At 72.3% G+C, this 14298-nt stretch carries 14 protein-coding genes; 6 read left to right on the forward strand and 8 right to left on the reverse strand.

Going from position 1 to position 14298, the window contains the following annotated elements:
• Positions 1-112 precede the first annotated feature (112 nt).
• The 5 genes from OG509_RS19345 to paaA all read right to left on the reverse strand — a co-directional run bounded on the left by OG509_RS19345 (position 113) and on the right by paaA (position 3847).
• On the reverse strand, positions 113-1240 hold the full coding sequence (locus OG509_RS19345) for a 2Fe-2S iron-sulfur cluster-binding protein (RefSeq protein ID WP_406183686.1): 1128 nt from the start codon (positions 1238-1240) through the stop codon (positions 113-115).
• Complete coding sequence (gene paaD, locus OG509_RS19350; RefSeq protein ID WP_385587195.1) at positions 1241-1726, reverse strand: 1,2-phenylacetyl-CoA epoxidase subunit PaaD; 486 nt, start codon at positions 1724-1726, stop codon at positions 1241-1243.
• 68 nt (positions 1727-1794) lie between these two features.
• On the reverse strand, positions 1795-2550 hold the full coding sequence (gene paaC / locus OG509_RS19355) for a 1,2-phenylacetyl-CoA epoxidase subunit PaaC (protein WP_406183687.1): 756 nt from the start codon (positions 2548-2550) through the stop codon (positions 1795-1797).
• Complete coding sequence (paaB, locus tag OG509_RS19360; RefSeq protein WP_030153111.1) at positions 2547-2831, reverse strand: 1,2-phenylacetyl-CoA epoxidase subunit PaaB; 285 nt, start codon at positions 2829-2831, stop codon at positions 2547-2549. The genes paaC and paaB overlap by 4 nt, the downstream gene beginning before the upstream one ends.
• Positions 2828-3847 (reverse strand): 1,2-phenylacetyl-CoA epoxidase subunit PaaA, encoded by a 1020-nt coding sequence (gene paaA / locus OG509_RS19365; RefSeq protein ID WP_385587097.1) that lies wholly within the window; start codon positions 3845-3847, stop codon positions 2828-2830. Before paaA ends, paaB begins: the two co-directional genes overlap by 4 nt.
• 137 nt (positions 3848-3984) lie before the next feature.
• Here paaA and OG509_RS19370 point away from each other — a divergent pair, with 137 nt between their 5' ends.
• From OG509_RS19370 to OG509_RS19380, 3 genes are read left to right on the forward strand one after another with little or no spacing between them, the layout of a single operon-like run.
• A complete protein-coding gene (locus tag OG509_RS19370; RefSeq protein WP_406183688.1) occupies positions 3985-4761 on the forward strand; it encodes a DUF5819 family protein in 777 nt (258 codons plus the stop codon).
• An 11-nt stretch (positions 4762-4772) separates the two neighbouring features.
• Positions 4773-5954, forward strand: coding sequence for an HTTM domain-containing protein (locus OG509_RS19375; protein WP_406183689.1), 1182 nt, complete (start codon positions 4773-4775; stop codon positions 5952-5954).
• Positions 5955-5968: 14 nt separating this feature from the next.
• Positions 5969-6727 (forward strand): TrmH family RNA methyltransferase, encoded by a 759-nt coding sequence (locus OG509_RS19380; RefSeq protein ID WP_406183690.1) that lies wholly within the window; start codon positions 5969-5971, stop codon positions 6725-6727.
• Here OG509_RS19380 and OG509_RS19385 read toward each other — a convergent pair.
• Positions 6711-7754 carry a MerR family transcriptional regulator gene (locus OG509_RS19385; RefSeq protein ID WP_406183691.1) on the reverse strand — a complete coding sequence of 348 codons (1044 nt, stop codon included), beginning with the start codon at positions 7752-7754 and terminating at the stop codon, positions 6711-6713. The two genes, OG509_RS19380 and OG509_RS19385, sit on opposite strands and share 17 nt — an antisense overlap.
• 80 nt (positions 7755-7834) lie before the next feature.
• Positions 7835-9517 carry a phenylacetic acid degradation protein PaaN gene (paaN, locus tag OG509_RS19390; protein ID WP_406183692.1) on the reverse strand — a complete coding sequence of 561 codons (1683 nt, stop codon included), beginning with the start codon at positions 9515-9517 and terminating at the stop codon, positions 7835-7837.
• Between the two features lie 167 nt (positions 9518-9684).
• Here paaN and OG509_RS19395 point away from each other — a divergent pair, with 167 nt between their 5' ends.
• From OG509_RS19395 to OG509_RS19405, 3 genes are all read left to right on the forward strand, one after another.
• Positions 9685-11217, forward strand: a complete 1533-nt coding sequence (locus OG509_RS19395; protein WP_406183693.1) for a 3-hydroxyacyl-CoA dehydrogenase — start codon at positions 9685-9687, stop codon at positions 11215-11217.
• Positions 11214-11804 carry a TetR/AcrR family transcriptional regulator gene (locus tag OG509_RS19400; RefSeq protein WP_406183694.1) on the forward strand — a complete coding sequence of 197 codons (591 nt, stop codon included), beginning with the start codon at positions 11214-11216 and terminating at the stop codon, positions 11802-11804. The genes OG509_RS19395 and OG509_RS19400 overlap by 4 nt, the downstream gene beginning before the upstream one ends.
• Before the next feature lie 240 nt (positions 11805-12044).
• Positions 12045-13619, forward strand: coding sequence for a PKD domain-containing protein (locus OG509_RS19405; RefSeq protein WP_406183695.1), 1575 nt, complete (start codon positions 12045-12047; stop codon positions 13617-13619).
• A 78-nt stretch (positions 13620-13697) separates the two neighbouring features.
• Here OG509_RS19405 and OG509_RS19410 read toward each other — a convergent pair whose 3' ends face one another.
• Positions 13698-14279, reverse strand: a complete 582-nt coding sequence (locus OG509_RS19410; RefSeq protein ID WP_406183696.1) for an Lrp/AsnC family transcriptional regulator — start codon at positions 14277-14279, stop codon at positions 13698-13700.
• Between the last annotated feature and the right edge of the window lie 19 nt (positions 14280-14298).

The following is a 14298-nucleotide window of genomic DNA, read 5'->3' on the forward strand; positions in this document are numbered from 1 at the left end:
CCTGTCCTCCCGCGCGCACCGGATCCCGGCCAGGCCCGGCCGGTCCGGACCTGACGGTGCGTCAAGATAGAGCACGCGGTTGAAAATGCACAGGGTGAGGAAAGGGACGGCCTCAGCGGTCGAAGTCGATCTCCACTTCCTCGGTCACCGCGTGCGACTGGCAGGCCAGCACGAACCCGGCCTCCGTCTCCTCCGACTCCAGCGCGAAGTTCCGGTCCATCCGGACCTCGCCCGTGACCAGGAACGCCCGGCAGGTGCCGCAGACCCCGCCCTTGCAGGCGTACGGGGCGTCCGCGCGGTTGCGCAGCACGGCGTCCAGCAGGGACTCGCCGTCCTGGACCGGCCAGGTCCCGGAGCGGCCGTCGAGGCGGGCCGTGACCCGTACGTGGGACGGGGCCGCGGCGGGGGCCGGCGCCGCCGAGTCCTCGACGTGGAAGATCTCCTCGTGGATCCGGGTCCGGACGACGCCGAGCGTGCCCAGCGCCCGCTCCGCGCCCATGACCAGCCCGTACGGGCCGCACAGGAACCAGCCCGTCACCTCCGCGACCGGCAGCAGCGCGGGCAGCAGGGCCTTCAGCCGCTCCTCGTCGAGGCGGCCGGACGGCAGCCCGGCCTCCTGCTCCTCGCGGGAGAGGACGGTCACCAGCTGGAACCGGTCCGGGAAGCGGTCCTTGAGGTCGGCGACCTCGTCCAGGAACATCGTCGACGCGGCCGTACGGTCGCTGCGGACCAGGCAGAACCGGGCGTCGGGCCGCTCCGCCAGCAACGAGGCGGCGATCGAGAGCACCGGGGTGATCCCGCTGCCGCCGACGATCGCCGCGTAGTGCCCGGCGGCCGGGGCGGCGGCCGGCTCCAGGACGAAGCGCCCGGCCGGGACCATCACGTCCAGCACGTCCCCGGCGGCGATCTCCTTGTGGGCGAACGTGGAGAACTCGCCGCCCTCCACCAGCCGCACGCCCACCCGCAGCGCCGCCGGGCCCGGGCCCGCGGGGGCCGGGGCGGGCGAGCAGATCGAGTACGTACGGCGGACCTCCGTGCCCTCGGGGGTACGGCGGCGCAGCGTGAGGTGCTGGCCGGGGGCGTGCAGGTACTCGCCGCGCAGCTCCTCGGGGACGCGCAGGGTCAGCGCCACCGAGTCGTCGGTGAGCCGGTCGACCGCCGCCACCGTCAGCGGGTGGAAGGCGCCGTGGCGCGCGGGGCGCCCGGAGCCCGACGTGGGCGACGGCGTGGACGCGGCCATCTACAGCTCCTTGAAGTGGTCGAACGGTTCACGGCAGGCGGTGCAGCGGCGCAGCGCCTTGCATGCGGTGGAGGAGAACCGGCTGAGCAGTTCGGTGTCGGTCGATCCGCAGTTCGGGCAGCGGACCGAGAGGGCGACCGGGACCGGCCCGCCGGCCGCGTGCGGGCGGGGCGGGGCGATGCCGAACTCGGCGAGCTTGCGCCGCCCCTCGGCGCTGATGTCGTCGGTGGACCAGGCCGGGGCCAGGACGGTGCGCACCCGCACGTCCGGGATGCCGTGGCCGGTCAGGACACGCTCGATGTCGGCGGACATGGCCTCGATGGCGGGGCAGCCGGTGTAGGTCGGGGTCAGGGTGACCTCGACGTGGCCGTCCTCGTACATCCGCACCCCGCGCATCACGCCGAGCTCGGTGAGGCTGATGACGGGCAGCTCGGGGTCGGGAACGGAGCCGGCCAGCTCGGCCAGCTCCGCCTCCAGGCGGGTCATCGCCTCGGTGGCCTCCGGTGCCGGTGCCTTGGGCCCGCCCGCAGGGGCCGCGGCACGGGGCGTGTCCGTCACCATGACGCCCCCGGATGGCTGCGGTGCAGGTGCTGCATCTCGGCGAGCAGTCTGCCGAAGGACTCGGTGTGCAGGCCCTGGCGGCCCGCCCCGGCGGCCCAGGCGCCGGTGCGCGGGCCTTCGGGGAGCGCGAGCCCGGCCCGCTCCAGCACGCCGCCCACGGCGGCCAGCCAGCGGCCCTCCAGGGCGGCCCAGTCCACTCCGTCGACGCCGTCCACCGGCTGGAACATCTCGCCGGTGTACTTCCACAGCGCGTCCAGGGCGGCCCGCATGCGGGCGCGGCTCTCCTGCGTGCCGTCGCCGAGCCGCAGGGTCCACTGCTCGGCGTGGTCGCGGTGGTACGCGGTCTCCTTGACGGCCTTGGCCGCGAGCGGGGCGAACGGGCCGTCGCCGGCCGCCAGTTCCGCGTAGAGCTCGTGCTGGTGGAAGGAGAAGTAGAGCTGGCGGGCGATGGTGTGGGCGAAGTCCCCGTTCGGCTGCTCGACCAGCTGGAGGTTGCGGAAGGACCGCTCCTCGCGCAGGAAGGCCAGCTCGTCCTCGTCGCCGGCCATGGACAGCAGGACGCGGGCCTGGCCGAGCAGGTCGAGCGCGATGTTCGCGAGGGCGACCTCCTCCTCCAGGACGGGGGCGTGACCCGCCCACTCGCCGAGGCGGTGGGAGAGGATCAGCGCGTCGTCCCCGAGCACGAGGGCGGCCGACCGGACGACCTCGGGCGCAGCGGCATCGGACTGAACGGCATCGGTGCTGGTCACAGGTGGTTCACCCCCTCGGGGATCTCGTAGAAGGTCGGGTGCCGGTACGGCTTGTCGGCCGACGGGGCGAAGAACGGGTCCCGCTCGTCCGGCGAGGACGCGGTGATCTCGGTGGAGGGCACCACCCAGATCGAGATGCCCTCGCCGCGCCGGGTGTACAGGTCGCGGGCGTTGCGCAGGGCCATCTCCGCGTCGGGCGCGTGCAGGCTGCCCGCGTGCGTGTGCGAGAGGCCGCGGCGCGAGCGCACGAACACCTCCCACAGTGGCCAGTTCTGCGTCATACCCCTGCCTCCTCGTTCGTCGCCGTGCTCTGTACGGCGTGGTGTGCGCTGTGCTTCTCCGCGTACGCCGCGGCCGCCTCGCGGACCCAGGCGCCTTCCTCGTGGGCCCGGCGGCGCTGGCCGATCCGCTCTTCGTTGCACGGGCCGTTGCCCTTGAGCACGTCCCAGAACTCCGCCCAGTCGATCGCGCCGAAGTCGTGGTGCCCGCGCTCCTCGTTCCACTTCAGGTCCGGGTCGGGCAGGGTCAGGCCCAGCGCCTCGGCCTGCGGAACGGCGATGTCCACGAAGCGCTGGCGCAGCTCGTCGTTGGAGTGCCGCTTGATCCGCCAGGCCATGGACTGCGCGGAGTGCGCCGATTCGTCGTCCGGCGGGCCGAACATCATCAGCGAGGGCCACCACCAGCGGTTCACGGCGTCCTGCGCCATCGCGTGCTGCGCCTCGGTGCCCTTGGACAGGGCCATGAGGAGCTCGAAGCCCTGGCGCTGGTGGAAGGACTCCTCCTTGCAGATCCGCACCATCGCGCGGGCGTACGGCCCGTACGAGCAGCGGCAGATCGGCACCTGGTTGGTGATCGCCGCGCCGTCCACGAGCCAGCCGATCGCGCCGACATCGGCCCAGGTCAGGGTGGGGTAGTTGAAGATCGAGGAGTACTTCTGCTTGCCGGAGTGGAGCTTGTCGAGCAGCTCGTCACGGCTGGTGCCCAGCGTCTCGGCGGCGCTGTACAGGTAGAGGCCGTGCCCGGCCTCGTCCTGGACCTTGGCCATCAGGATCGCCTTGCGGCGCAGCGAGGGCGCGCGGGTGATCCAGTTGGCCTCGGGCTGCATGCCGATGATCTCGGAGTGGGCGTGCTGGGCCATCTGGCGGACCAGCGAGGCGCGGTACGCCTCGGGCATCCAGTCGCGCGGCTCGACGCGCTCCTCGGCCGCCACGGCGGCGTCGAAGGCCGCCGCGAGCTGTGCCCCGAGGTCAGCCCCGAGGCCTGAGTCCTGCCCCGTTTCCGGGGTCACTGCCACCATCCCGGCCCCCTGCCAGAGATTGTTGACCGCCCGACCGACCGATCGTTCGGTTCGTACTCTTCAATGGTGGGTCGGCGGCCCGTAGGGTGTCAACCTCTGAGGTCAAACCCTGTGGACGCCGGACGATCGGGGGCGGGATGGAATCGAACGAGCGCGAGCCCGCGGAAGCAGCCGCTCCGCCGGTCGCCGCAGCCGCCGTCCCGTCGGCCCGTCCCCCGGCGGATCCGCCGGTCGAGCCCCTGGCCAAGCCCCCCGTCGACCCGGCGGCCGAGCTGCCCGTCGACCCGGCGGAGCCGGCGCTGGCTCCCGGGATCGCGGGCCTGTCCGCCCCGTACCGGGTCGTCACGGCCCTCGCCCTGGCGGCCGTGGGCCTCGCCGCCTGCGGACACCTGGCGCTGGTCTTCCTGCACGTCGCCCCGTCCAACACGGTGAGCAAGCAGCACGCGCAGACGGTCGACGACTGGATCTATCCGGAGTTCGAACAGAACTGGAAGCTCTTCGCCCCCAACCCGCTCCAGCAGAACATCGCGGTGGAGGTACGGGCGGAGGTCCGCCCGCCCGGCGGCGCACCGGTCGCCGGCGGCTGGCGCGACCTGTCCGCGCAGGACGGCGCGGCGATCCGGCACAGCCTGCTGCCGAGCCACACGCGGCAGAACGAGCTGCGGCGGGCCTGGGACTTCTTCACCGGCTCGCACGACGAGGACAACAAGCCGATCGGCGAGCGCGGCGAACTGTCGGAGCAGTACCTGCGGCGGATAGCGCTGAACCGGCTCGCGGACGACGGGATCGCCCGGGGCGAGATCGTACGAATCCAGCTGCGCTCGGCGACGCGGGCGGTCGCGGCGCCGCCGTGGAGCGACGAGAAGACCGACACCCAGACGTACTACCGGGAGCTGCCGTGGTGGACGGTGTGAGGCGGGCACCGGTGGCCGCGCGAGCGGCTGCGCGGGCTGCGGTCCGGGCCCGGGCCGCAGCCGGCCGGGCGGTCGCCCAGGTCAGCGGGCGGGCACTTGGCCCGTACCAGAGCGCCGTCGTCCGGATCGGCTTCTCGGCGACCTGGCTGTTCTTCCTGCTCCGGGAGTTCCCGAACCGCGGCGAGCTGTACGGGCCGGACGGACCCTGGAGCTTCGGGCTGGCGGAGCGGCTGATCGCCTCGAACCACGCCTTCTCGGTGCTGATGTGGTCGGACTCGGGGCTGTGGTTCCAGACCGTCTACGCGGTGTCGGTGCTGTCGAGCCTGCTGCTGATGCTGGGCTGGCGGACGCGCGCGACGTCCGTGGTGTTCATGGTCGGAGTGCTGTCGCTGCAGAACCGCAGCGTGTTCATGGGCGACGGCGGGGACAACGTCATCCACCTGATGGCGATCTACCTGGTGCTGACCCGGTGCGCGCAGGTGTGGTCGCTGGACGCGCGGCGCGCGCGGCTGCGGGGGTCGGCCTCGGCGGGGGCGGCCGGGCCGGTGCTGTGGGGTGTGCTGGGCGCCCTGTTCGCGTACGGGGCGGTGACGGAGCGGTTCAGCTACGGCTGGCTGGCGGCCTTCGCGGCGCTGTGGGTCGTCTGCGCGCTGTGGTGGATGGTGGACCGGTACGAGCCGGAGGGCGAGGGGCGGGCGGTCTTGGACGTCCTGGCGAACCTGGTCCACAACGCCGGGCTGCTGGTGATCATGGCGGAGGTCTGCCTGATCTACGCGACGGCCGGCTGGTACAAGATCCAGGGGTCGCGGTGGCAGGACGGGACCGCGCTGTACTACCCGCTCGGGCTGGACTACTTCACGCCGTGGCCGGGGCTGTCCGGGGTGCTGGCGGGGAGCGGGACGCTGGTGATGCTGCTGTCGTACGGGACGGTGGCGGTGCAGGTCGCGTTCCCGTTCACGGTGTTCAACCGGCGGATCAAGAACGTGCTGCTGGCGTTGATGATGCTGGAGCACGCGGGGATCGCCGTGCTGCTGGGGCTGCCGTTCTTCTCACTGGCGATGATCGCCGCCGACGCGGTGTTCCTGCCGACGGCGTTCCTGGTGTGGCTGGGAGCCAGGGCCTCCGGCGGGGTGGGGCGCCGGTGGGCGGCTGCCGCGGGCGGAGGCGGGTCCGAGCGGGCGCTGACCGGCTGACTACGCTCAGCGGTATGAGTGAGCTGGAGCAGAGCGGGCGGGAGTGGCGGGAGGCCGCCGGGCGGGAGGACCTCGTACTCCTCGACGGGTTCCACGCGTTGAAGCACGCCCTGCGGTTCGGGGCCGATGTGCGGATCGTCGTGGCCGACGATCCCGATGCCGTACGGGCGCTGGCCGGCGAGCTGGCTCCGGACGTTGCGGGTGAGGTGGGGCGGCTGGTGCGCGGGGGCGAGCTGCGGGCGCTCGTGAACCGGGTGCACCCCACCGGGGTCGCGGCGCTGGCCGTGCGGCCCGACCGGGCCGAGGGGCGGGCCCGGCTCGACCGACAGCCCCGGACCGCGCCCGTCGTCGTGCTCGACAACCCCCGCAACCTCGGCAACGTCGGCGCCGTCGTCCGGCTCGCGGCGGGGTTCGGCGCCACCGGCGTCGTCACCCGCGGCGATCTCGACCCCTGGCACCCCAACGTGGTTCGCGCCGGAGCGGGGCTGCACTACGCCACCACCGTGGACCGGGTGGAGATCGACACCCTGCCCGCCGGGCCGCTCTACGCGCTCGACCCGGAGGGCGAGGACATCCGCGCCCTCACCCTCCCGGACGACGCCCTGCTCGCCTTCGGCTCGGAGCGGCACGGCATCTCACCCGAGCTGCGCGAACGGGCCGACCACCTGGTCGCCCTGCCGATGCGCCCGCAGGTCTCCAGCTACAACCTGGCCACCAGCGTGGCCATGACCCTCTTCCACTGGGGCGGGCCGGAGGTCATGCCTCAAGACTGACCGGCATCAGGAGCGAGAAGGCGTCCTCGACGTCGGGGCGCAGGAGGACGAGGGGGGCCTTCGGGCCGACGTACTCCAGCAGCATCTCCTCCCCGGCGGCGAGCGCGTCGAGCAGGAAGGCGGGGTTGACCCCCACCCGGTCACCGGCGGAGTCTTCGTCGCCGACGGTCACGGTGTCCGTCAGGACGAGGACGCACACCTCGCCGTCCTGCGCGCCGAGGGCCCGGCGCAGGGCCGGTACGTCCAGGGTGAGCCGGCGGCCCTCGGGCAGCCGGGTGAGGCGGCGGTAGTCGGGGAATTCCTCGCCGAGGCCTTGCCCGGCGACCTGGCGGCCCTGGGTCTCCAGCCCCACCTCGTCCCCGTCCACGGTGAGGCGGGCCGGGGCCTCGCCGGTCAGCAGGGCGCGCATCGCGTCCGCGAGCGGGGTGGGCACGGTCACCCGGACCCGTCCGCCGCCGTGGCCGGTGGCGGACGTACGGGCGACGGCCATCCGGTAGCGGTCCGTGGCCACGAGGTGCAGGGCCCCGCACTCGATGTCGAAGTGGATCCCGCCGAGCATCGAGAGCTCGGGGTCGGTTCCGGCGGCGAAGCGTACGGCGTCCAGTGCGGCCGCGAGCTCGCTGCCCGGCACGGTCAGCCGGGCAGTGGCGGTGGCGGGGGCGGTGGTCATGGAGGTCTCCTGGTGTCCGAGTAGGGCTCGTACCGTGGAGAGCTCCTCGCGCGCTTCGGCCAGCCCGCGTTCGAGCCGCCGCAGATGCCCGTCGAGCAGCCGGGGCACCAGACCGGTTTCCCCGCCGGCCCAGCCGGCCAGCACCAGCCGGATGTCCGCGAGCGGCATCCCCGAGCGCCGCAGCCGGGCCAGCAGCCGCGCCTCGCCGAGCTGCTCGGGCGCGTACCAGCGGTATCCGGTCACCGGATCGACCCATGCCGGTACGAGGACGCCCGCGCGGTCGTAGAACCGCAGGGCGCTCACCCCCAGCCCGCTGTCCCGGGCCATCTCGCCGATGCTGCGCATGTCGCTCTCCACGCCCACGACTCTGGGACCTCCACCAGGTCGAGGGTCAAGCGGGCCCGGCGCCGCCACGCCGGGCCCGCCCGTCCGCGGCCTCAGGCCTGGCGGCGGACCTCCACCACGCGGAAGCGGTTCGAGACGAAGGCCCCGTCACAGAGGGCCGCGTTGGCCGCCGGGTTGCCGCCCGAGCCGTGGAAGTCCGAGAAGGCCGCGGTCTGGTTGACGTAGACCCCGCCCGTCAGGTTCAGGGAGAGCTGCGCCGACTCCTCCAGGCAGACCTCCTCGATGGCCCGCTCGGTGTCGGCCGACGTGGTGTAGGCGCCGACCGTCATCGCGCCCTTCTCCCGCACCGTGCGGCGCAGGAGGTCCAGGGCGTCCGCCGTCGAGTCCACGGCCACCGCGAACGACACCGGCCCGAAGCACTCCGACAGGTACGGGGCCTCCGGATCCGGCTTGGAGGCGTCCAGCTTCACCATCACCGGCGTACGGACCACCGCGTCCGGGAACTCCGGGTTCACCACCTCGCGCGAGGCCAGTGCCACCTCCCCGAGGCCGGCGGCCGCCTCCAGGCGGGCCTTGACGTCCGGGTTGACCAGCGCGCCGAGCAGCGCGTTGGCCCGGGCGTCGTCGTCCAGCAGGCCGCCGACCGAGGCCGCGAGGTCCGCGACGACCTCGTCGTACGACTTGTGGCCGGCGTCCGTCTCGATGCCGTCCCGCGGGATCAGCAGGTTCTGCGGGGTGGTGCACATCTGGCCGCTGTAGAGGGACAGCGAGAACGCCAGGTTGGAGAGCATCCCCTTGTAGTTCGAGGTCGAGTCCACGACGACCGTGTTGACGCCGGCCTTCTCCGTGTAGACCTGGGCCTGGCGGGCGTTGGTCTCCAGCCAGTCGCCGAACCCGGTCGAGCCGGTGTAGTCGATCAGCTTGATCTCGGGGCGGACGGCCAGGGTCTTGGCGATGCCCTCGCCCGGCCGCTCCACGGCCAGCGCCACCAGGTTCGGGTCGAAGCCCGCCTCGGCGAGGACCTCGCGGGCCACCTTCACCGTCAGCGCCAGCGGGAGCACGGCGCGCGGGTGCGGCTTGACCAGCACCGCGTTGCCCGTGGCCAGGGAGGCGAACAGGCCCGGGTAGCCGTTCCAGGTCGGGAAGGTGTTGCAGCCGATCATCAGGGAGATGCCGCGCGGGACGGCCGTGAAGGTCTTGCCGAGCTCCAGCGGGTCCCTCTTGCCCTGCGGCTTCGACCAGTCGGCCTGGCCGGGGACGCGGGTCTGCTCCTCGTACGCGTAAGCCACCGCCTCCAGGCCGCGGTCCTGCGCGTGCGGGCCGCCCGCCTGGAACGCCATCATGAAGGCCTGGCCGCTGGTGTGCATGACCGCGTGCGCGAACTCGTGCGTCCGCGCGCCGATGCGGGCCAGGATCTCGATGCAGACCAGGGCGCGCGCCTCGGGACCGGCGTCCCGCCAGGCGCCCATGCCGGCCTTCATCGCGGGCAGCAGCACGTCCGGGTCGACGTGCGGGTACTCGACGCCCAGCTCGGGGCCGTACGGGGACACCTCGCCGCCGGTCCAGCCGTCGGTGCCGGGCTGGCCCAGGTCGAACCGGGTGCCGCGGACGGCCTCGAAGGCGGCGAGCCCGTCGGCCGGCGCGGTCTCCCCGTAGGCCTTGGGGTGCTCCGGATGCGGGGACCAGTAGGCGCGGCTGCGGATGGCCGCCAGGGCCTGGTCCAGGGTGGACCGGTGCTTGTCGGACAGCAGGGGGACGGTGAGCTCGGCGGCCATCAGGGACCAACTCCTCGTTGAGCCGGGCAAGATCAGGCTGGGTCGCAGACTGAGATCAGGCAGGGGCGGGTGAAGAAGAGCAGACTGGAGTTAGAGTAACCGAACGATCGGTCGGGACAAGAGGGCCCGGCAGGGCTGTGGATAACCCGGTGCGGGAGGATCAGGACATGACAGCAATCGAGCGGTCCCGCACTGTGGCGGTCGTCGGCGCCGGCACCATGGGACAGGGCATCGCCCAGGTCGCCCTCCTCGCAGGTCACCGGGTGCTGATCTACGACATCAACGCCACGCTCGCCGCCGGCGGCGTCGGCATCGTCCAGGACCGCGTCGACCGCATGGCCGCCAAGGGCCGCCTCGATCGCGCCGAGGCCGAGGACGCGATCGGCCGGATCGAAGCGGCTTCGGCCCTCGCCGACCTCGCGGACGCCGCGCTCGTCATCGAGGCCGTCGTCGAGGACGTCGCCATCAAGCGCGCGCTCTTCGAAACGCTCGAAGAGGTGGTTTCGCCGGACGCCCTGCTGGCCACCAACACCTCCTCCCTCTCCGTCACCGAGCTCGCCGCCGGCCTCGCGCACCCCGGACGCTTCCTCGGCCTGCACTTCTTCAACCCGGCCCCGCTGCTCCCGCTCGTCGAGGTGGTCAGTGGTTTCGCGACCGACCCGGCCGCCGCCGAGCGCGCGTACGGCACGGTCCTGGGCTGGGGGAAGACGCCGGTCCGCTGCGCCGACACCCCGGGCTTCATCGTCAACCGGATCGCCCGCCCCTTCTACGCCGAGGCCTTCGCGGTGTACGAGGAGCAGGGTGCCGACCCGGCCACCATCGACGCCGTGCTCCGCGAGAGCGGCGGCTTCAAGATGGGCCCGTTCCAGCTGACCGACCTGATCGGCCAGGACGTCAACGAGGCCGTCACCCGCTCCGTGTGGGAGTCGTTCTTCCGCAGCCCCAAGTTCACCCCGTCCCTCGCGCAGCGCCGGCTGGTCCAGTCGGGCCGCCTGGGCCGCAAGTCGGGGCACGGCTGGTTCCCGTACGGCCCGGACGCCGAGGCCGCGGCCCCGCACACCGCCGGTCCCGAGGAGGCCCCGGAGAAGGTCACCGTGGTCGGCGACCTCGGTCCCGCCGCCGGGCTCGTCGAGCTGCTGGAGGAGGCCGGGATCGCGGTCACCTCCACCGAGCACGGGGGCCCCTACATCCAGCTGCCCGGCGAGGGCCAGCTGGTGCTCGCGGACGGCAAGACCTCGATCGAGTTCGCCGACGTCGTCTACTTCGACCTCGCGCTCGACTACCGCGGGGCCACCCGGATCGCCCTCTCCGCCGGCGAGGACACCAGCGAGCGGACCCTCGCCGAGGCGGTCGGCCTCTTCCAGAAGCTCGGCAAGAAGGTCTCCGTCATCGGCGACGTGCCCGGCATGATCGTGGCCCGTACGGTCGCGATGCTGATCGACCTGACCGCCGACGCCGTCGCGCGCGGCGCGGCCACCGCCGAGGACATCGACACGGCGATGCGGCTCGGCGTCAACTACCCGCTGGGCCCGTCCGAATGGCACGACCGGCTCGGCCGCGACTGGGCGTACGACCTGCTGCACCACCTCGACGAGCGCTGTCCCGGCGGCCGCTACGCGCCCTCGCTGGCACTGTTCAAGCTCGGCTACACCGAGGGCGAAGACGACGGCGACGAGAGCACCGCGGAGGAGACCGCGTGACCACCGCCAAGCGGGACACCTACACCCCCGAGACGCTCCTGTCCGTCGCCGTCCAGGTCTTCAACGAGCGCGGGTACGACGGCACCTCCATGGAGCACCTCTCCAAGGCGGCGGGCATCTCGAAGTCCTCGATCTACCACCACGTGGCGGGCAAGGAGGAGCTCCTGCAGCGCGCCGTCAGCCGTGCGCTCGACGGGCTCTTCGCCGTATTGGAGGAGTCCGGCGCGGTACGCGGCCGGGCGGTCGAGCGGGTCGAGTACGTCACGCGCCGCACGGTCGAGGTCCTGGTCGCCGAGCTCCCGTACGTGACGCTGCTGCTGCGGGTACGGGGCAACACCCGGACCGAGCGCTGGGCCCTGGAGCGCCGCCGCGAGTTCGACCACCAGGTCGCGGAGCTCCTGAAGGCCGCGGCGGCGGACGGGGACCTGCGGGCGGACGTGGACATCCGGCTGGCCACCCGCTTGCTGTTCGGCATGGTGAACTCGCTGGTCGAGTGGTACCGCCCGCACCCCGGTACGACGGCGGACCAGCTGGCCGACGCGGTGGTCCACATGGCCCTGGACGGCCTGCGGACGGTGCGCGGCTAGCTCCCCGTCATGAGCCGTACGATCTTGCCGAATATTTTCTGATGAATTGCTGTGCGAACTCTGTACGATGAGCGGGCTTTCGAACGCGTTCAAGCAGTAACAGAAAATGGGGGGCCGGTGCGCAGTCGCCGTCTTGTAGTTTCCGCTGCCGTTGTCGTCGCGGCCAGCGTTGGTTTCATCCCGGGCCTGGCCCAGGCGGCCGGTCCGGCCGGGGGGCCGTCGGCGCCGGTGGCCAAGGGCGTGACCGCTCCCGAAGCGGACCTGGCCAAGCTCGGTACGGCCGAAGCCAAGACCTTCCACAGCCCGAAGGAACGCTCGGTCCGCAAGGTCCTGCCCGCAGCCAAGGGGAAGGCTGCCGCAAGCGCCACCGCGCAGGGCGCGGAGACCGCCGCCGCGGGCAACCCGGAGCTGGGTCTCGTCCTCGACGCGAAGAGCGTCTCCGCGCACGGCATCGAGCTGCGCGCCCAGGTCGTCAGTGTCGCGGGCGCCACCCTCAAGGTCACCTACGACTGGGGCGACGGCACGACCGACGGCACCGACGCCTACCCGGGCCAGGAGGTGTCGCTCAAGCACAGCTACGCCGAGCTCGGCGAGTACAACGTCAAGGTCACCGTCACGGACACCGTGAACCAGGCCGAGTCCGTCAACGAGCTGCCGCTCTCGACGGTCGGCTCGGACTTCACGCCGTACGCCCCGACCCGCCTCCTGGACACCCGGGACGGCACCGGGGCCCCGCGGGGCATGGTCCAGGCGTACTCCTCGGCCAAGGTGAAGATCGCCGGCAACGGCAAGATACCGGCGGGCGTCACGGCCGTGGCCCTGAACGTCACCGCGACCAACACCTCGAACCCCGGTCACGTGACGGTGTTCCCCGGCGGCACCACGCGTCCGACGACGTCCAACGTCAACTTCGTGGCCGCGCAGACCGTCCCGAACATGGTGATCGTGCCGGTCGGCAAGGACGGCACCGTCGAGCTCTACAACGGCAGCTGGACGGCGATCGACCTGATCGCGGACATCACGGGCTACTTCACCCGCACCGCGGCCAGCGGCTACACGCCGATGACCCCGGTCCGCGCCGTGGACACCCGCTCCGGCCAGGGCGCGCCCCAGGGCCAGCTCGGCGGCCGCAAGTCCATGGGCGTGCAGCTGGGCGGCTGGTACGTGCCGGGCAGCGCCACCGCCGTGGCGCTGAACGTGACCGTCACCAACCCGCGCGAGGACGGCCACCTGACGGCCTACCCGAGCGGCCAGCAGCCCCCGAACACGTCCAACGTGAACTTCAAGGCCAAGCAGACCGTCGCCAACTCGGTGATCGTCCCCGTCGGTGCCGACGGCAAGGTCAACATCTTCAACGGCGCCTGGGCGGGCACGGACGTCATCGTCGACGTCGTCGGCTACTACAGCCCCGACAGCTCGGGGGCCTTCATGCCCCTCGCGCCGCGCCGCATGCTCGACACCCGCGCCTGGGGCCACGGCCCGATGTACGCCCGCGGCTACATCTGGATGCCGATCTCCACGGACGAGGAGGGCATCGCGGGGTACGTCCTGAACACGACGGTGACCAACACGAAGCAGGACGGGTTCCTGTCGGTCGCCCCGGACCCGAACCACCCGGAGGCCTACGACAAGGGCACCGACGTCACCCCGGCGCGGCCCACGTCGTCCACCCTCAACTGGACGGCCGGCCAGACCGTCCCGAACCTGGTCCAGGCGAGCTCCGGCGGCGTCAACGGCGTCGTCGACTTCTGGAACCAGAGCTGGGACACCACCGACCTGATCGTCGACATGTTCGGCTACTACGAGACCAAGTAATCGCGGAACCGGTCTCGTAAAGAGCCCCGGGAAGGCCCTCACGGCCCTCCCGGGGCTCTGTCGTCTCCCGGGGGCCCGCTACTCCTCGGAGATCGCCGGGGCGCCGCTCGGGCCGGGGCCGGAATCGAGCAGATCCGTTTCCTCGAACACCAGCAGCGTGCGTGTCGACAGGACCTCCGGGATGGACTGGAGGCGGGTCAGGACCAGCTCGCGCAGCGTGCGGTTGTCCGGGGTGTGGACCAGCAGCAGGACGTCGAAATCCCCGCTGACCAGGGCGATGTGGGCCGCGCCCGGGAGTTCGCGGAGCTTCTCGCGGACCGTGCGCCAGGAGTTCTGGACGATCTTCAGGGTGATGTACGCGGAGGCGCCCTGGCCCGCCCTTTCGTGGTTGACGCGGGCCGTGAACCCGCGGATCACGCCGTCGTCGATCAGGCGGTTGATCCGGGCGTAGGCGTTCGCGCGCGAGACGTGGACCTGCTCGGCCACCGACCGTATCGACGCGCGGCCGTCCGCCTGGAGCAGACGCATGATCGAACGGTCGATGGGATCCAGGGGGCGCGGCGGGGTCGGCGGGGTCTGTGGGGCCGAAGACACACCGCCAGGTGGCACCGGCGCCGAACCCGGCGTGGAACCCGGTGCGGCCATTTGTTCATCCGGCATTGCCCACTGCCTCCCTCTC

This window comes from Streptomyces sp. NBC_01006, from assembly GCF_045162725.1.
Lineage (GTDB): Bacteria > Actinomycetota > Actinomycetes > Streptomycetales > Streptomycetaceae > Streptomyces.